Origin of the sequence: Gordonia sp. (in: high G+C Gram-positive bacteria) (assembly GCF_047606305.1) — a bacterium.
GTDB lineage: Bacteria > Actinomycetota > Actinomycetes > Mycobacteriales > Mycobacteriaceae > Gordonia.
This window is the reverse complement of sequence record NZ_JASGER010000011.1, coordinates 31,530-48,613: the sequence shown is the minus strand read 5'-3', so window position 1 is coordinate 48,613 and position 17,084 is coordinate 31,530. Positions and strand designations below refer to the sequence as shown.

At 67.9% G+C, this 17,084-nt stretch carries 19 protein-coding genes and 1 tRNA gene; 11 read left to right on the top strand and 9 right to left on the bottom strand.

All coding sequences use genetic code 11. The features are described from left to right. Positions 1 to 2: 2 nt before the first annotated feature. Positions 3 to 1,136 carry an acyl-CoA dehydrogenase family protein gene (locus QM634_RS01925; protein ID WP_415041084.1) on the bottom strand — a complete coding sequence of 378 codons (1,134 nt, stop codon included), beginning with the start codon at positions 1,134 to 1,136 and terminating at the stop codon, positions 3 to 5. A gap of 95 nt (positions 1,137 to 1,231) precedes the next feature. Between QM634_RS01925 and QM634_RS01920 the strand changes: the two genes are divergently transcribed. The 6 genes from QM634_RS01920 (at position 1,232) to QM634_RS01895 (ending at position 6,540) form a co-directional block, all read left to right on the top strand. Then, positions 1,232 to 1,924 carry a hypothetical protein gene (locus QM634_RS01920; RefSeq protein WP_415041083.1) on the top strand — a complete coding sequence of 231 codons (693 nt, stop codon included), beginning with the start codon at positions 1,232 to 1,234 and terminating at the stop codon, positions 1,922 to 1,924. Positions 1,925 to 1,964: 40 nt separating this feature from the next. Next, positions 1,965 to 2,768, top strand: coding sequence for an enoyl-CoA hydratase-related protein (locus tag QM634_RS01915; RefSeq protein ID WP_415041082.1), 804 nt, complete (start codon positions 1,965 to 1,967; stop codon positions 2,766 to 2,768). Positions 2,769 to 2,867: 99 nt separating this feature from the next. Next, positions 2,868 to 3,998, top strand: coding sequence for an NDMA-dependent alcohol dehydrogenase (locus QM634_RS01910; RefSeq protein WP_415041081.1), 1,131 nt, complete (start codon positions 2,868 to 2,870; stop codon positions 3,996 to 3,998). 151 nt (positions 3,999 to 4,149) lie between these two features. Then, positions 4,150 to 5,058 carry a hypothetical protein gene (locus QM634_RS01905; protein WP_415041080.1) on the top strand — a complete coding sequence of 303 codons (909 nt, stop codon included), beginning with the start codon at positions 4,150 to 4,152 and terminating at the stop codon, positions 5,056 to 5,058. Between the two features lie 6 nt (positions 5,059 to 5,064). Beyond that, complete coding sequence (locus QM634_RS01900; protein WP_415041079.1) at positions 5,065 to 5,862, top strand: serine hydrolase domain-containing protein; 798 nt, start codon at positions 5,065 to 5,067, stop codon at positions 5,860 to 5,862. A 159-nt stretch (positions 5,863 to 6,021) separates the two neighbouring features. Further along, on the top strand, positions 6,022 to 6,540 hold the full coding sequence (locus QM634_RS01895; RefSeq protein ID WP_415041134.1) for a DUF3145 domain-containing protein: 519 nt from the start codon (positions 6,022 to 6,024) through the stop codon (positions 6,538 to 6,540). Between the two features lie 71 nt (positions 6,541 to 6,611). Here the strand turns inward: QM634_RS01895 and QM634_RS01890 are convergent, their stop codons facing one another. From QM634_RS01890 to aceE, 5 genes are all read right to left on the bottom strand, one after another. Then, positions 6,612 to 7,883, bottom strand: a complete 1,272-nt coding sequence (locus QM634_RS01890; protein ID WP_415041078.1) for a KasA/KasB family beta-ketoacyl-ACP synthase — start codon at positions 7,881 to 7,883, stop codon at positions 6,612 to 6,614. Continuing rightward, positions 7,880 to 8,194, bottom strand: a complete 315-nt coding sequence (gene acpM, locus QM634_RS01885) for a meromycolate extension acyl carrier protein AcpM (RefSeq protein ID WP_415041077.1) — start codon at positions 8,192 to 8,194, stop codon at positions 7,880 to 7,882. Before acpM ends, QM634_RS01890 begins: the two co-directional genes overlap by 4 nt. A gap of 96 nt (positions 8,195 to 8,290) precedes the next feature. Then, positions 8,291 to 9,199: an ACP S-malonyltransferase gene (locus tag QM634_RS01880; RefSeq protein ID WP_415041076.1), complete on the bottom strand. Its 909-nt coding sequence runs from the start codon at positions 9,197 to 9,199 to the stop codon at positions 8,291 to 8,293. Positions 9,200 to 9,385: 186 nt separating this feature from the next. Beyond that, positions 9,386 to 10,633, bottom strand: a complete 1,248-nt coding sequence (locus QM634_RS01875) for a PucR family transcriptional regulator (RefSeq protein ID WP_415041133.1) — start codon at positions 10,631 to 10,633, stop codon at positions 9,386 to 9,388. 57 nt (positions 10,634 to 10,690) lie between these two features. Next, the gene (gene aceE / locus QM634_RS01870) at positions 10,691 to 13,453 is read right to left on the bottom strand and encodes a pyruvate dehydrogenase (acetyl-transferring), homodimeric type (protein WP_415041075.1); all 2,763 of its coding nucleotides are present in this window, start codon (positions 13,451 to 13,453) and stop codon (positions 10,691 to 10,693) included. A 248-nt stretch (positions 13,454 to 13,701) separates the two neighbouring features. Between aceE and QM634_RS01865 the strand changes: the two genes are divergently transcribed. The 4 genes from QM634_RS01865 (at position 13,702) to QM634_RS01850 (ending at position 15,612) form a co-directional block, all read left to right on the top strand. Beyond that, complete coding sequence (locus tag QM634_RS01865; RefSeq protein ID WP_415041074.1) at positions 13,702 to 14,130, top strand: hypothetical protein; 429 nt, start codon at positions 13,702 to 13,704, stop codon at positions 14,128 to 14,130. Further along, on the top strand, positions 14,127 to 14,606 hold the full coding sequence (locus tag QM634_RS01860; protein ID WP_415041073.1) for a hypothetical protein: 480 nt from the start codon (positions 14,127 to 14,129) through the stop codon (positions 14,604 to 14,606). Before QM634_RS01865 ends, QM634_RS01860 begins: the two co-directional genes overlap by 4 nt. A gap of 119 nt (positions 14,607 to 14,725) precedes the next feature. Next, on the top strand, positions 14,726 to 15,139 hold the full coding sequence (locus QM634_RS01855) for a DUF3052 domain-containing protein (protein ID WP_415041072.1): 414 nt from the start codon (positions 14,726 to 14,728) through the stop codon (positions 15,137 to 15,139). A 2-nt stretch (positions 15,140 to 15,141) separates the two neighbouring features. Further along, entirely contained in the window at positions 15,142 to 15,612 is a 471-nt protein-coding gene (locus QM634_RS01850) for a peroxiredoxin (protein WP_415041071.1), read from the top strand. Between the two features lie 15 nt (positions 15,613 to 15,627). On the opposite strand, the gene QM634_RS01845 is transcribed toward QM634_RS01850, so the two are convergent. Together QM634_RS01845 and map are read right to left on the bottom strand one after the other, a co-directional pair. After that, positions 15,628 to 15,780, bottom strand: a complete 153-nt coding sequence (locus QM634_RS01845; RefSeq protein ID WP_415041070.1) for a hypothetical protein — start codon at positions 15,778 to 15,780, stop codon at positions 15,628 to 15,630. 27 nt (positions 15,781 to 15,807) lie between these two features. Continuing rightward, a complete protein-coding gene (gene map / locus QM634_RS01840) occupies positions 15,808 to 16,575 on the bottom strand; it encodes a type I methionyl aminopeptidase (protein WP_415041069.1) in 768 nt (255 codons plus the stop codon). 82 nt (positions 16,576 to 16,657) lie between these two features. Here map and QM634_RS01835 point away from each other — a divergent pair, with 82 nt between their 5' ends. Next, on the top strand, positions 16,658 to 16,924 hold the full coding sequence (locus QM634_RS01835; protein ID WP_415041068.1) for a helix-turn-helix domain-containing protein: 267 nt from the start codon (positions 16,658 to 16,660) through the stop codon (positions 16,922 to 16,924). Between the two features lie 9 nt (positions 16,925 to 16,933). Here the strand turns inward: QM634_RS01835 and QM634_RS01830 are convergent. Then, positions 16,934 to 17,008, bottom strand: a tRNA-Val gene (locus QM634_RS01830). Positions 17,009 to 17,084: the final 76 nt, after the last annotated feature.

The window sequence follows — 17,084 nt, the reverse complement described above, 5'->3', positions numbered from 1 at the left end:
GCCTACAGCCCGTACGTCTTGCCGATGATGTCGCGCTGGATCTCGTTGGTACCGCCGTACACGGTCGAGATGATCGCGCTGCGCATCAGCGCCTCGGCGTCGAATTCCTTGGTGTAGCCGTAGCCGCCCATCATCTGCATGCCGTCGATGGTCATCGCCTTGGAGACCTCGGTCGCCTTGAGCTTCACCATCGACGCCTCGCGCGGGAACATCTGCGTCGGGTTGGCGTCGGCCTTCTCGGCCAAGCTGTAGACCAGGAGCTTGGTGCACTCGATCTCGGTGGCGTGGTCGGCCATGCGGTGGCGCAGCGCCTGGAAGGTGCCGACGGGCTTGCCGAACTGCTTGCGCTCGGTGATGAACTTCAGCGTGTCGTCGAAGGACCGCTCGGCCAGGCCGAGCTGCATGGCGCCCAGGATCAGGCGCTCGGTGTTCAGGCCGGCCATCAGCTGCCACCAGCCCTGGTTCACCTTGCCGACGACGTACTCGTCGGGGATGAAGCAGTCGGTGAAGTAGAGGTCGTTCTGCTCGCGACCGCCGAGGGTCTCGATCGGCACGATCTCCAGGCCCTTGACCCCGGCCGGGACGTGGAACTGGGTGATGCCCTCGTGCTTCTTGTCGGTGCGCTCGGTCCGGGCGATGAGCAGGATCGACGAGGCGATCGCGGCGTTGGAGATCCAGGTCTTCTGCCCGTTGATGAGCCAGCCGCCGTCGACCTTCTCGGCCTTGCAGGACAGGTTCGCGACGTCGGAGCCGGCTTCGGGTTCGCTCATCGCGATGGACAGCGAGTCGCCCTTGACGACGTTGGCGAGGACTTCCTTCTTCAGCTCTTCGCTGGCGAAGCGCTCGTAGGCGGCCGCGGTGATGAAGGTCGGGCCGATGCCGCCGACGGGCGCCATGCCGCGCAGGGCCTCTTCGAGGAAGATGCAGAGCTCGACGTTGCCGGCTCCGGCGCCGCCGTACTCCTCGCCGACGATGATCCCGGCCCAGCCCAGGTCCGCCATCTTGCGGTACAGCTCCTCGCTGTGCGGTCCGTCCTGCGTGTACTTGGCGCGCTGTTCGCGGGTACCGACCTCGCGTGCGCAGAAGTCGCGCACGGCCTGCGCGAAGGACTCTTGTTCGGGGGTGAATTCAACCATGGGGTGGTGGCCTCTCGTAGAAAACGGTCCCGCTATTCCTATCACATATATTTGATAGTTAGGAGGGTGTGGGGCGTCGCCTACCCTGTGTAGCCATGGGAAGCACGAAGGACGACCACGAGTCGCCGTTGGCCGGCGACGCGTTTCTGGCCGCGAACCGCAAGAAGCGGGCGGCGGCCCGGGAAGAGGCGGCCAAGGAGGCTGCCCGCAAGGACGCGCGGACGCCGGGCAAGGTCGACAACCCGAAGGGCGGCCTCGTCGCGGCCCTGACCGACAGGTTCGACGCGGACAAGCTCATCGGCTGGTTGCTCGCCGCCTGCGCGGTTCTCGCCGTCCTCGTCATCGGACTGGGCGTCTGGGGATTCCGTGCCTCGCACATCGCGGCCCAGACCGATCCGCAGTCCTCGCACGGGCAGAGCGCGCTGAAGGCGGCCCGCGACTCGGCGGCCGCACTCACCACCTACCAGGCCAAGGACTACGGCGACCTCGACCGCCGGATCCGGGACATCTCCACCACGGATTTCGCCGACAAGTACATCAAGTCGCTGCCCGACGCCCGCAAGGGAACCCAAGCCGCCGACGCCTCGTCGAAGGGGGCGGCCACCAGCGCCGGCGTCATCAAACTGACGGCCGACAAGGCCGAGGTGCTCGTTGCCCTCGACCAGACGATCACCGCGCCCGAGATCGCCGCCGTCATGCCCGACGGCCACCTCTACCAGTCGCGCGTCAAGGTGACTCTCGTGCGCGACGGTGGGCGCTGGCTCGTCGACGACTTCGCCGTTCTGTAGACCGGGCGCACCGCCGATCGCCCCGTGCTAGAACGGGAGCGTGACCGACTCCGCTGAACTGCTCACCTCCGTCGACGACGCCGGGATCGCCCGGCTGACGATCAACCGGCCGGATCGGATGAACGCGCTGAGCGGCACGGTCTCCCTCCGGATCCGGGCCGCGCTCGACGAGTGGGCCGAGCGCGACGACGTCCGCGTCGTCGTGATCACCGGTTCGGGCGGGAGCTTCTCGGCCGGCGCAGACATCACCGACATGGCGGCGGCCAACTCGTCGGGCGGCGACGCGACGGTCGGCGAAGAGGCTGCGGCCGGAATCATCTCCAACGGCTCCGAGCTGGCGCGATCGGTGCGAAGGATCCGCGTGCCGGTGGTCGCCGCCGTCGACGGAGCCGCCGTCGGCATCGGTGCCTCGCTGGCCCTGGGCGCCGACCTCGTCTACGCGACCACCCGCGCCTACTTCCTGTTCCCGTTCGTCAACATCGGGCTCATGCCCGACGGGGGAGCGAGCATGCTCGTGTCCGCCTCGATCGGCCGGGCGCGCGCCAACGCGCTGCTCATGCTCGGCGAGAAGTTCCGTGCCGGCGCGGCGTTCGACGCCGGACTGGTCACCGAGGTCGTCGACGACGAGACAGCCCTGCGGGCGCGCGTCGACGAGGTCGTCGCCGCTCTGGCCGCGAAGTCCCCGGCGGCGCTGCGCACCACCAAGGCCGCCTCCGACGCCGTGACGATGGCGGCCTTCGAAGCCGCCCTCGGCGAAGAGCTGGCCGGGCAGGTCGCGCTGCTGCAGTCGCCGGAATTCCGGCAAACGCTGGCGGCATTCGCCAAGCCTGCCGGCGACGCGTAGAAATCCAAAAGTGGAACGTGTTCCAATTTTGCGTTCTGGTGACTACGCTCACAACCAGCGCGGGTTCTCCCGCATCAATGTCGCGAGTGAGGATGGATTGTGAAGACTAAAGGTGCCCTGCTTCGGGAGCTGAATTCGCCGTGGAAGATCGAGGAGATCGACATCGGCGACCCCAAGCCCCACGAGGTCAAGATCAAGATGCAGGCCGCGGGCATGTGCCACTCCGATCACCACCTGATGACCGGCGGCATCCCGATGGGCGGCTTCCCGATTCTCGGCGGCCACGAGGGCGCCGGCATCATCGACGCCGTCGGCGAGGGCGTCACCGACTTCGAGGTCGGCGACCACGTCGTGCTGTCCTTCATCCCGTCGTGCGGCAAGTGTCCGTCGTGCCAGGCCGGCATGGCGAACCTCTGCGACTTCGGCATGTACCTGCTGCAGGGCGAAGCGGTCTCCGACCACACGTTCCGCATCCACACCGCCGACGGGGAGAACGTCTACCCGATGACCCTGCTGGGCACCTTCAGCCCGTACATGGTCGTGCACGAGGCGTCGGTCGTGAAGATCGACAAGGACATCCCGTTCGAGGTCGCAGCGCTGTGTGGCTGTGGCATCCCGACCGGCTTCGGCTCCTCCACCCGCAGCGGCGACGTCCGCCCGGGTGAGGACGTGGCCATCGTCGGCGTCGGCGGCGTCGGCACCGCCGCGCTGCAGGGCGCCGTCATCGCCGGTGCGCGCAACGTGTTCGCCATCGACCCGGTCGAGTGGAAGCGCGAGCAGGCGCTCAAGTTCGGTGCGACCAAGGCCTATGCCTCGATCGACGAGGCGATGGGCGACATCGCCGGCATCACCGCGGGCGGCATGTGCAAGAAGGTCATCGTCACCGTCGGCGAGGTCCACGGCAAGGACATCGACAGCTGGATGAACCTGACGTCGAAGGGCGGCACCTGCGTCCTGACCGGTATGGGCAGCATGCTCGACACCGAGGTCACACTGAACTTCTCGATGCTGACCCTGATGCAGAAGAACCTGCAGGGCTCGATCTTCGGCGGTGCCAACCCGAAGCTCGACATCCCGATGCTGCTGTCGATGTTCAAGGCCGGCAAGTTGAACATCACCGACATGATCACCCGCGAGTACCGCCTGGACCAGATCAACGAGGGCTACCAGGACATGCTCGACGGCAAGAACATCCGCGGCGTCATCCGCTACACCGAAGAGGACTGGTGATGCGCTGACCCCGCGCATCGACGTCGACGGGGGCGGCCGGGTTCACGACACGTGAGCCCGGCCGCTACCCATTTGGGCGGTTTGGTGCACTAAAGTCTGTGGCAATCGCGATTTCCGTCGCGAGACACCACTTTTTGAAGGGCAGTTTGTAATGGCAGACGACAAGTCCAAGGCCGCGAAGGCCGCGGAGCGCGAGCGCGCTGCGTCCATCGCGGAGGGCAACTGGGTTCCGAGCGCGCAGAACAAGTCGAAGGCGACCTGGTTCCGCGTGGCCGCGATCGTCCTGTGGATCGCCGCAATCGCCGTAGAGCTCTACCTCATCTTCAAGATCATCGTCCCCGGCGAACTCGGCAACAAGTTCACGCTGGCGATCATCCTGCTGGTCGTCATGGCGGTCGCCGCCCTCGGTGGCAACCTGCTGTGGAAGAAGGCCAACCACCTCGACCCGGCGTCGGAGAAGAACAAGTTCCGCTTCTTCGTGCAGAACCAGCTCGGCGCGATCATCACGATCCTCGCCTTCCTGCCGCTGATCGTCCTGATCTTCATGGACAAGAACATCGACGGCAAGCAGAAGGGCATCCTGGGCGGCCTGGCCGTCATCCTGGGTGCGGCCGTCGCGGTGTCCGGCATGGACTTCAACGCGGTGTCCTCCGAGCAGATCGCCCGTGAGCGCAACGTCGTGCAGGCCCTGACCGGCAGCGACCAGGTCTTCTACTCGAAGAAGGGCAGCAAGTTCCACGTCTGCGAGCAGGCCGCCCTGGTCACCGGACGCGTGCAGCAGGCCAACCTGACCCACGGCACCGTCGCCGACGCGCACGCCGCCGGGGTGAAGGAGCTGACCAAGCTGTGGCCGACCGAGGCGCGCAAGCACTGCAACGTTCCCGAGGACAAGATCCAGAACGTGCTCTCCGGCGGCACCGGTCTGACGGCCGGCGACCTCAAGGACACGCTCAACCCGGATGAGGCCGGCGAGGTCAAGGCTCCCGCGACCCTGCCGAGCAAGGCCCCCGCGCCGAGCCTCCCGGCTCCGGCTCCGGCCTCGCAGCGTCCCGCCGCCTGACGGCGAGTGCTGCAAGAACTGGCACAGTGGCCGGTCGACAACGTCGCCGGCGCGCTCATCGGCCCGGGTGGTGTCACCGAGACTCTCGGTGACACCAGCCGGGCCTTTGCGTTGGCCTCGGTGACCAAGCCGCTGGTGGCCTCGGCGGTCCTCGTCGCGGTTGAGGAGGGGGCCGTCGAGCTCGAGACGCCCGCCGGTCCGCCCGGTTCGACCGTCGCCCACCTGCTGTCCCACGCCTCCGGCCTGGCCTTCGACTCCCGCGACCAGATCGCCGAGGTCGGCACCCAGCGGATCTACTCGTCGGCCGGGTTCGAGCTGCTCGCCGAGACGGTCGAGCAGGCCACGGGCATCGACTTCCCGGACTACCTGGCCGCGGCCGTCGCCGAGCCGCTGGGGATGTCGACGACGACGCTGGACGGCCCCGCCGGGCACGGCGCCACCTCCTGCGTCGACGATCTGGCCCGCTACGCCGTCGATCTCCTCGCGCCGACGATCGTCGCGCCGGAGACGATGCTGCGCGCGCGCTCGGTCTGGTTCCCCGGCCTGGACGGCTTCGTCCCCGGCTACGGGCGGCACAAGCCCTGCGACTGGGGGCTGGGCTTCGAGATCCGCGACCACAAGTCACCGCACTGGACGGCGCCGTCGTCCGCCCCGACGACCTTCGGCCACTTCGGCCAGTCGGGCACCTTCCTGTGGGTCGACCCGGTGCGCGAGATCGGCTGCGTCGTGTTGACCGACCGCGCCTTCGGCCCGTGGGCCAAGCCGCTGTGGAGCGAGTTCAACGAGAGTCTCTACTCGCGCTGAGTCACACTGGACACTTCAACGAACTCCGGTATCAAGAAGAACTAGCGCAACACACGTCCCATAAGGCACACTGGATAACAACAATGTGATACGTGGCCGCCGGTTGGCCGACGAGGTGTGTTGGGGAAGACGTTCCTCGTCGAACCGGAGGTGATCAAGGTGCGCGACCTGACTCAGATTGCGGACTATGCGACCGGCGTGGTGTACATCCACGCCGCGCCCGTCGCGCTGTGCCCACATGTGGAGTGGGCGCTGTCGTCGACCCTGAACGTGCGCGCCCAGCTGAAGTGGTCGCCGCAGGACGCCGAGCCCGGCATGCAGCGGGCCACGGCCGACTGGGTCGGTCCCGTGGGCACCGGCGCACGCCTGGTGACGGCGCTGCGCGAATGGTCGTCGCTGCGCTTCGAGGTCACCGAGGACCCCAGCGACGGCATCGACGGCACCCGGTTCAGCTACGTGCCCGGGCTGGGCCTCTGGCACGGTTCGACGGCGGCCAACGGCGACGTGATCCTGGGCGAGATGCAGATCCGCGCCCTGATGGACGCCCAGCCCGACGGACGCGGCCTCGCCGGTGAGCTGCACGCGGCCCTGGGCACCGCGTGGGACAACGAACTGGAGAACTACCGCCTCGGCTCCGTGGGTGCCGAGGCGACCTGGCTTGCCCAGCGGGTGGGGTAGTACACGCACACGCTGGATGACAAAACGAACCCCGCACCGATGACCGGTGCGGGGTTCGTTTGTGTGTACTTCTAGTACTTGCCGATCGCGATGGCCACGTTGTGGCCGCCGAAACCGAACGAGTTGTTGAGCGCGTACTCGAAGTTGCCCTTGCGGGGCTCCCCGTGCACGACGTCGATGTCGCCGCACTCGGGATCCAGATTCTCCAGGTTGAGGGTCGGCGGGATGACGCCTTCCTCAACCGCCTTCATGGTCAGCACCGACTCGAGGGCACCGACGGCGCCGATCGAGTGGCCCAGCGCCGACTTGGGGGCGTAGATCGCCGCGTGGTTGCCCACGGCCGACTGGATGCCGATCGCCTCGGCGGTGTCGCCGATGGGGGTCGACGTCGCGTGGGCGTTGACGTGGCTGATGTCCTTCGGAGTCAGCCCGGCGGTCTGGATCGCGCGCGCCATGGCCCGCGAGTTGCCCTGACCGCTGGGGTCCGGGGCCACCAGGTGGAATCCGTCGGACGTGATGCCGGCACCGAGGACGCGGGCGTGGATGTGCGCACCGCGGGCCTTGGCGTGGTCCTCGCGCTCGAGGACCAGCATGGCGGCGGCCTCACCGAAGACGAAGCCGTCACGATCCTTGTCGAACGGGCGCGACGCGCCTTCCGGATCGTCGTTGCGGGTGCTCATCGCGCGCATCATGGTGAACGCCGCGATCGGAATCGCGTCGATGTAGCCCTCGACACCGCCACAGACCACCATGTCGGCGTCGCCCAGGATGATGTGACGCCACGCGTGGGCGATCGCCTCGGCACCCGACGAACACGCCGAGACCGGGGTGATCACGCCGGCGCGAGCGCCGACGTTGAGGCCGACGACGCCGGCCGGGCCGTTGGGCATCGACATCTGGACGGCCAGGGGCGACACCTTGCGGTAGTTGCCCGACTCCTCCATGGCCTGCCAGTTGTGGATCATCGCGTCGCCACCGCCCTGGCCGGTGCCCAGGACGACGGCGAGCCGCTCCGGGTCGACCTCGGGCTCGCCGGCATGCGCCCACAGGCGCTTGCTCATCACGTGGGCGACCCGCTCGACGTAGGCCATGCGGCGCGCCTCGACGCGCGTCACCTCGTCGGCGGGGTCCTCGAGGAGCTTGCCGCCGATCCGACAGGGGAGCTCGCCGTACTTGGTGACGAAGTCACCGGTCAACTCCTTGATGCCGGACTTGCCCGCGAGCAGCCCGTCCCAAGTCGAATCAAGATCGACGCCCAGCGAGGTGGTGGCGACCATCGACGTCACCACCACGCTGGGAAAGTTACCTCCCAGCGTGGAGTACTCGCGAAGCGACGCGGTCACGCGTTCTTTTCCTTCTTTTCCTGTGCGATCTGAGCGGCGATGGCGGCGGCGGCCTCGGGGTTCTCCTGCTCCAGCTTCTGGATGTAGGCGACGGCGTCACCGACGGTGCGCAGACCGGCCAGGTCCTCGTCCGGGATCTTCACGCCGTACTTGTCCTCGGTCTGGACGGCGATCTCGACCATCGACAGCGAGTCGATGTCCAGGTCGTCGACGAAGGACTTGTCCATGGTGACCTCGGACGGCTCGATGCCGGTGACTTCCTCGATGATCTCGGCGATACCGGCGATGAGTTCTTCTTGAGTAGCGGCCACGGTGTGGCTCCCTTCTATCTGCTTCACCTGATTGGTGATCGGTTCGGTGCCGGGCAACCTCGTCGGTTGCTTGGATGCTCCTGCGAGTTCCGGCGGTTATCCAAGTTCTTTGACGTCGGCGAGCCCCTCGGGCGTCTTGAGCGCCAGCGTCGGCGTGCCCTTGAGTTCTCGCTTGGCGATGCCGACGAGGGTGCCGGCCGGGGGGAGTTCGACGATCGCGGTGGTGCCCGCGTCGCGCATCGTCACCGAGCACAGGTCCCACCGGACCGGGCGGGTGACCTGGGCGACCAGCTTCTCCAGTGCCTCGGTGCCCGAGGTGACGGCCTTGCCGTCCGAGTTGGACAGCAGGGTGAACGTCGGGTCGGCGGGGGTGATCTTCGCGGCGGCCGCGGCGACGGCGTCCTGCGCGGGCGCCATGAAGGCGGTGTGGAAGGCGCCGGCGACCGCGAGCTTGCGGGTGCGGGCCTTCTCCGGCGGATTCGCGACGAGCTCGTCGATGGCGTCGACCTTGCCGGCGGCCACGATCTGACCGACGGCGTTGCGGTTGGCCGGGACCAGCTCGAGTTCGTCGAGGCGGGCCAGGACCTGCTCCTCGTCGCCGCCGAGCACGGCGGCCATGGTGGTCGGCTCCAGCGCGCAGGCGCGGGCCATCTCGGCGCCGCGCACGGCGGCCAGCGTCACGGCCTCGTCGGGGGTGATGACGCCCGCGATGGCCGCAGCGGCCAATTCGCCGACAGAATGGCCGGCGACGATGGTGTCCGGGGCCAGCGGCGACTGCGTGGCGAGTGCGTCGTAGGCGAGCAGGGCCGAGGCGACGACCAGCGGCTGGGTGACCGCGGTGTCGGTGATCTCGTCGGCGGTCGCGGTGGTGCCGAGGCGCTCCAGATCCAGCCCGGCGAGCTCGGACCAGGCCGCGAGTCGATCGCGGGCGCCGTCAAGCTCGAGCCATTCGGCGAGCATGCCGGGGGTCTGAGAGCCCTGTCCGGGCGCAAGCAACGTAAGCACCCTGTTACTGAACACCCTGGAGCGCCCGAATGCCGGTGTAGGAGAGCATGAACCTTGCGTCAGCAATTTGTAGGATTCCTACAAAACCGGGTCAAGTCGTGATGGGACTGAAGTCTCTCTGTTTTCCGTTATCAAAATGAGTCCAAACGGCCTCAACCTGGGATAACGATAAGAACAGCCTGTTACTTATGTGGCAGATGTTGCAGAAGTACGTGGTTTGTTTTGGAGTTGAGTCAATCGGCCAACGGTTGTTGCCACTCGCAGGACGTAGGCATCACGGGGGTTAGTTGCATCACGCCCGGTAATCTCGGCGATTCGTTTTAGTCGATATCGGACAGTATTGGGATGAACGAACAGCGTCCGGGCGCACGACTCGACCGACCCTCCGGCGTCCAGGTACGCCTCCAGCGTCGCGGTGAGGTTCGCCCCGGCCTCGCTGAGCGGTTTGGTCAGCGTCTGGGTGAGTGTCACCGCGGCGGTGGGGTCGCCGGCCAGGGCCCGTTCGGGCAGCAGTTCCAGGCTGTGCACCGGTCGTGGTGCGCCCGGCCAGCCGACCACGGCCTCCATGCCGGCCATCGCCTCGACCGCACTGGAGTGCGCGCTGACCAGATCGGGCATGGTCGGACCGATGACGACCGGGCCGTCGGCGAAGTGGGCGAGCAGCTCGGCGACGAATGGCTCGCCGGTGGTGATGGGGCCGCTGACGATCGTGACCAGGACCGCGCCCTGGACCACCGAGAGGGCGGCCCGGTCGTGGGACACCGCGGTGTCGTGGATCGTCAGAGGCACCGACACGTTCTGTTCCGGCGGCGGGTTGCCGACGATGACGGTCGCGGGTGCGTCCGAGTCCCAGTTCAGCGCGGCCGCGCGGGACATCAGCTGCGGGCCGTCGTCGCCGCGGACCACCGCGTCGACGACGAGGGCCTCCAGGCGGGAGTCCCAGGCGCCGCGCGACTCGGCGGCCGACGCGTAGATGGACGCCGCGGCGAAACCGATCTCGCGGCCGTAGCGCAGGACGGACTCGGTCAGGGCGCGCAACTGGTCCTCGGTGCGCGCGAGCAGCGGGAGACCCTTCTCGAAGAACTCCATCGCCACGCGGACCATCTCGACGGTCTGCAGGAGCGAGATGCGCCGCGCCAGGTCCTGCGGCACCACCTGGAAGGCCTGCACGGTGAACTTGACGTTGCCCTCGGGGTCCTCGATCCACTCGACGAAGTTCACGACCGCCGTCTGCACGACGAGCTGCACCGAGGCGCGCTGGGCGGCGTCGAGCTCGGAGAAGTACGGCAGCTGCTCGGACATCGAGTGCACGGCCTCGGTCGCCAGGCGGCCGCTGTACTGCTTGACCCGTCGCAGCAGCGTGTCCGGCAGCGCGTCGCGCACGCTGTCCGAGGTCGGCACGTGGGCACCGCGCTCGGAGAACACGTCCTCCATCGGAGAATGCTGCTGGGGGGTCACCCCACCAGGGTAGTCACCCCGATATCGCGATAACTAGGCCACGCCGGGGTCGCTGGTCTGCTCCGGAGCCGCGTTCACGTCGTCGATCTTGTACCGCTGGGCGGCCTCGGCGGCGATCGAGCGGTCGAGCTTGCCGTCGCGCGCCAGCGCGAGCAGCACGCCCACGACGATGGACTCGGCGTCGATGTTGAACACGCGGCGCGCGGCCGGGCGGGTGTCGGAGAAGCCGAATCCGTCCGTGCCCAGCGTGAGGTAGGTACCCGGCACGTAGGCGCGGATCTGCTCCTGCACCGACCGCTGGAAGTCGCTCACCGCCACGGTCGCACTCGAGTCCAGGCTCGACGTCACGAACGGCACCGCCTCGGGCGCCGACGGGTCGAGCAGGGCCGCGCGGTCGGCGCTGACGCCGTCGCGCGCCAGTTCGGACCACGAGGTCACCGAGTACACCGATGCCGCGACGTTCCACTCCTGGGCGAGCATCTCCTGCGCGCGCAGGGCGTCGGGCATGACGACGCCCGAGGCGAGGATGTTGGCCGTCGGCGCGGCCGCCGCCGACACCGTCGGGGCCGGCGCGTAACGGTAGATGCCGCGCAGCAGAGCGTTGACGTCCAGTCCGTCGGGCGCCGGCGGCTGGTGGAACGGCTCGTTGTAGACGGTGATGTAGAAGAAGACGTCCTCCTGCGGCTCCCCGTACATCCGGCGCAGGCCGTCGTCGATGATGTGCGCGAGCTCGTAGGCGAAGGCCGGGTCGTAGATGACCGCGGCCGGGTTGCTCGACGCCAGGAGCGGGGAGTGGCCGTCGGCGTGCTGCAGGCCCTCGCCGGTGAGCGTCGTGCGACCGGCCGTCGCACCGATGACGAATCCGCGGGCCATCTGGTCGCCGGCCGCCCACAGGCTGTCGCCGGTGCGCTGGAACCCGAACATCGAATAGAAGATGTACAGCGGGATCATCGGTTCGCCGTGCGTCGAGTACGACGTCCCGACGGCGGTGAAGCTGGCCGTCGACCCGGCCTCGTTGATGCCCTCGTGCAGGATCTGCCCCTTCTGGCTCTCCTTGTAGGCGAGCATCAGGTCGGCGTCGACGGAGGTGTACAGCTGCCCGTTGCGGTTGTAGATCTTCAGCGACGGGAACCACGAGTCCATACCGAAGGTGCGCGCCTCATCGGGGATGATCGGCACGATCCGCTGGCCGATCTCCTTGTCGCGGAGCAGTTCCTTGAAGATCCGGACCAGGGCCATCGTCGTGGCGACCTGTTGCTTGCCCGACCCCTTGGACACCGCCTCGATCGCCGGCTTGGTGTCCGGGTAGAGCGGCTGGGCGGCGCGCTTGCGGGCCGGTAGATAGCCGCCGAGGCTCGTGCGCCGCTCGAGCATGTACCGGATCTCCGGGGAATCGGGTCCGGGGTGGTAGTACGGCGGCAGATACGGATCGGCCTCGAGCTGTTCGTCGGTGATCGGGACGCGCGTGGTGTCGCGGAAGGCCTTCAGATCGTCGAGGGCCATCTTCTTCATCTGGTGCGTGGCGTTGCGCCCCTCGAAGTGGGTTCCCAGCGTGTAGCCCTTGATGGTCTTGGCCAGGATGACCGTCGGCTGGCCCTTGTGCGCCATCGCCGCGGCATAGGCCGCGTAGATCTTGCGGTAGTCGTGACCGCCGCGCTTGAGGTTCCAGATCTCCTGGTCGGACAGGTTCTTGACCAGTTCCTTGGTCCGCGGGTCGCGGTTGAAGAAGTGCTCGCGGATGAAGTCGCCGTCGTTGGCGCGATAGGTCTGGTAGTCGCCGTCGGGCGTGGAGTTCATCAGGTTGACCAGCGCACCGTCGCGGTCGGCGTGCAGCAGGGCGTCCCACTCGCGGCCCCACACGACCTTGATCACGTTCCAGCCGGCGCCACGGAAGAAGGACTCGAGCTCCTGGATGATCTTGCCGTTGCCGCGCACCGGGCCGTCCAGGCGCTGCAGGTTGCAGTTGACGACGAACGTCAGGTTGTCCAGGCCCTCGGTCGCGGCGATCTGCAGCAGGCCGCGCGATTCGGGCTCATCCATCTCGCCGTCGCCGAGGAAGGCCCACACGTGCTGGTCGCTGGTGTCCTTGATGCCGCGGTCGTGCAGGTAGTGGTTGAACCGTGCCTGGAGGATCGCGTTCATCGGGCCCAGGCCCATCGAGACGGTGGGGAACTGCCAGAAGTCCGGCATGAGCCGCGGGTGGGGGTACGACGGGAGGCCGCCGCCGAGTCCGGCGTGGCTGTGCTCCTGGCGGAAGCCGTCGAGCTGGTCCTCGCTGAGGCGGCCCTCGAGGAAGGCGCGGGCGTAGATGCCGGGGGAGGCGTGGCCCTGGATGAAGACCTGGTCGCCGCCGCCGGGGTGGTCCTGGCCGCGGAAGAAGTGGTTGAAGCCGACCTCGTAGAGCGAGGCGGAGGAGGCGTAGGTGGAGATGTGGCCGCCGACGCCGATGCCGGGCCGCTGGGCGCGGTGGACCATGATCGCGGCGTTCCAGCGGATCATGCGGCGGAAGTTGCGCTCGACCTCTTCGTCGCCGGGGAACCACGGCTCGTTCTCGGTCGGGATGGTGTTGACGTAGTCGGTGGAGGTGAGCGACGGGATGGAGACGTGGCGCTCACCGGCGCGCTCGAGCAGGCGCAGCATCAGGTAGCGCGCCCGCGCCGGTCCCTCGGCGTCGATCAGCCCGTCCAGCGACTTGACCCACTCGGAGGTTTCCTCCGGGTCGATGTCGGGCAGGTAGGACGCCACGCCCTCACGGATGACCCGGACGCGGTTGGGGGTAGTCGACTCGTCAGACACAGTGATCGGTTCCTCTAATTCTGTTGTCACCGCACGCTTGTGGAGTGCGGCGTCGATGTGGGCGTCGGCGCCAAGGGTGCGGTGCCGAACACCTCCACCCTAAACGTGCGCCACATCCGGCGGGCAATGTGTCTGCGACCACTTATCCGGCGTCTGAATGGTCCGACGTGGACAGCGCTACGATTGCCGATATTCTCAAGGGCGTCCCGGCGCTCCGCGTCGAGATGCCGTTGACCGAAGGGGGACCGATGACCGCGCCGAATCCACACGATCCGCAGCAGCAGTACCCGCCCCAGTACGGTCAGCAGCCCCCGGCCCAATACGCGCCGGCCCCGCAGCCGCAGCAGCCCCCGGTCCAGCAGCCGTACCCACCGGAGCAGTACGCGCAACCGCAGTACGCCCCGCCGCAGCCCGGCTACGCGCAGGGACCGGGCGTGTACACCGCCGTGTTCAAGTCGCACACCGGTCTGCTGTTCATGGCGCTGACCAGCCCGAAACAGGTGACCGGCACGATGGCCGAGGTCCGACACGCGTTCTGGTCCGCCCAGGCGCATTGCCTCACCCTGGGGTGGTTCGGCATTCTGTCCGCCCTGGTCTACAACTGGATCGCCATCTTCGGCAACATCGGAGAGCTGAACCGGGTCAAAGCCCTCGCCAAACAGTACGGAGAGTCATGACGGACACGATTGCCACCACTCGACGCCGGCGCCTGGCCCTCGGCGTGGTCACCGCCGCGGCCGCCGCGGGCGTGCTGACCGGCTGCACCGTCAGCGGCACGGCGAAACCGCCCAACCCGCAGATCGTCAGCCAGTACGTGCAGAAGCACAACGCGCAGACCCAGTGCTCGGCCATCTCGACGCGACTGTCGTCGAAGAAGTACAACGAGATGATCAAGGCCTACAACGACAGCGGCAGCTTCGGCGGTCTGGACAAGGGCGTGCTGGCCGAGCTCGACCAGACGATCGCGGCGCTGCGCTCGGGGGAGAACGCCGACATGCCGGCCGATCTCAAGAACCAGTTCGGGCAGGTGGCCGAGGCCGCCCAGGCGCAGCGCAACGCGTTGGCCGCGAACAACCTGACCGAGCTGAACAACACCGCGCAGCAGTGGAACTCGGCAACCCGGGAACTGCGGACGCTCTGCCTGCGGTACTGACGCGCCGTCCACCTGCGTATTCGTCGCTTTCGGGTTGCGCTCACGGCCCTGAGGCTGTGGGATAGCAGACACAGGCGTCGGGATCGGCCCGCCGTCGGATCGTGTGGAGGAGGTCGCGCGTGGTCGCCGCCGATGGTTCCGGTGCGCAGAAGCTCGGGTTGAGCAAAGGGCAGGTCGTCCAGGAACTCGGATGGGACGACGACACCGATGACGACCTGCGCGCCGACATCGAGGACATCATCGGCGCCGAGATGCTCGACGAGGACTCCGACGAGGTCATCGACGTGGCCCTGCTCTGGTGGCGCGACGACGACGGTGATCTGACCGACGCGTTGATGGATGCGATCACGCCCCTCGCCGATGACGGCTACCTCTGGGTGCTCTCACCCAAGACCGGGAAAGACGGCTACGTCGACCCCAGTGAGATCAGCGAAGCGGCGTCGACCACCGGGCTGACGCAGACCAGCGTGACCAACCTGGGCGACTGGACGGCCAGCCGTTTGGTCCAGCCGCGGTCGCGCGGGTCAAGGTAGGCATGCCCGACCTGATCGCCGTCGGGGACCGGGCGCCCGATTTCACCCTGCCCGACCAGAACAACCGCCGGGTGGACCTGGCCGCGCTCAGCGCCGAGCGCCGGGTGCTCCTGGTCTTCTTCCCGCTCGCGTTCACCGGCAATTGCGAAGGGGAGTTGGGGCTGATCCGCGACCGGCTGCCCGAGTTCGACAACGACTCACTCGCGACGGTCGCCATCTCCGTCGGCCCGCCGCCCACGCACAAGGTGTGGTCGAGCGCGCAGGGCTTTCTGTTCCCGATCCTGTCGGACTTCTGGCCGCACGGCGCGGTCGCGTCCCGGTACGGCGTCTTCGACGAGCAGCGCGGCTATCCGGTGCGCGGCACGATCCTCGTCGACCGGGACCGGACAGTCCTGTTCGCCGACGCCGCCGACCCGGGCGGGCCGCGCGACGACACCGTGTGGGAGCGCGCCCTCAAGCTCGCCGGCGAGTGACGCTCAGGTCTGCGCTCAGCGTTTGACGAACGCGACGTAGCCGAGGCCGAACGCCAGGACGATCGCGATGTTCACCACCAGGCGCAGCCACGTGTGATTCCGGAGGAATGCGACGTCGACGGCGACGATGGTCGCCACCATCACCAGGACGTAGATCAGCGTCTTCATGGGGCAACCGTACGGCCGGTCGGCGGTTCAGTCGACGACGGTGAGGACTCGGGGCCCGTCGTCGGTGACCGCCACTGTGTGCTCGGAGTGGGCCGCGGGCCGGCCATCGGCGACTCGCAAGGTCCACCCGTCCGAGTCCTTGACCAGCTCGTCGGAGCCCAGGCCCCACCACGGCTCGATCGCGAGCACCAGACCGGGGCGCAGCGTCATCCCCTTGCCCGGTCGGCCGCGGTTCGGCAGGTGTGGGTCTTCGTGCATGGTGCGGCCGATGCCGTGGCCGCCGTAGTCGGTGTTCACCCGATAGCCGCCGTCACGCGCAACCGTTCCGATCGCCGACGAGAGGTCGCCGAGCCGGTTGCCGGGCACTGCGGCGGCGATCCCCGCCGCGCGTGCCCGCACGGTGGAATCGATCAGTGCCGCGACCTCGGCCGTCTGATCGCCGACCTGAACCGTCACCGACGCGTCAGCGGCCCATCCGTCGATGGTGACGGCGAAGTCGCACGTCAGCACATCCCCGTCGCGCAGGCGGTAGTCGCGGGGCTTGCCGTGCAGCACCGCGTCGTTCACGGACAGGCAGACGACGTTGCGGAACGGGCCGTTGCCGAAGGACGGCGCGTAGTCCCAATAGCAGGACACGGCGCCGCGCTCGCTGATCATGGTCCGCGCGCGCTGCTCGAGGTCCAGAAGGTTGACGCCGGGCTCGGCCCGCCCGGAGAGGTCGTGCAGGACCGAGGCGACGAAGCGACCCGTCACCGCCATCCGGTCGATCTCCGACGGCGTCTTCAGTTCGATCATCGTGCCCGTACCCCTTTTTGGTATTCTAATACCGCGACGGTAGCACGATTGCCCGGTACAGAAATACCGGTACGCTGAGCCCATGGTCCGCGTACCCCTCACCCCTGATCAGATCGCCGCCGGCTGCCGCCTGGGGGCCTTCCTCCGACGGGCGCGCGCAGGGCGCGACCTGGAATCCGTGGCGGCCGAGGCGGGAATCTCCCCTGAGACGTTGCGGAAGATCGAAGCGGGTCGCATCTCGACCCCGAGCTTCGGAACGGTGGTGGCCATCTGCACGGCGCTGAAGCTGCCGGTCGCCGACGCCGCCGAAGTCTGGGCGACCCAGGCCGACGACGTCGTCGCCATGTGACGGACACGGTGGTGCGCGCACTAGGGATCGAACCTAGGACCGCTGGTGTGTAAAACCAGTGCTCTACCGCTGAGCTATACGCGCGTGGATTCCACCCGGGACACTAGCGCGGCAACGGCTCGCGGTTCAAACGGCTCGCGCGAGGGGTTTCGCGTCGCGC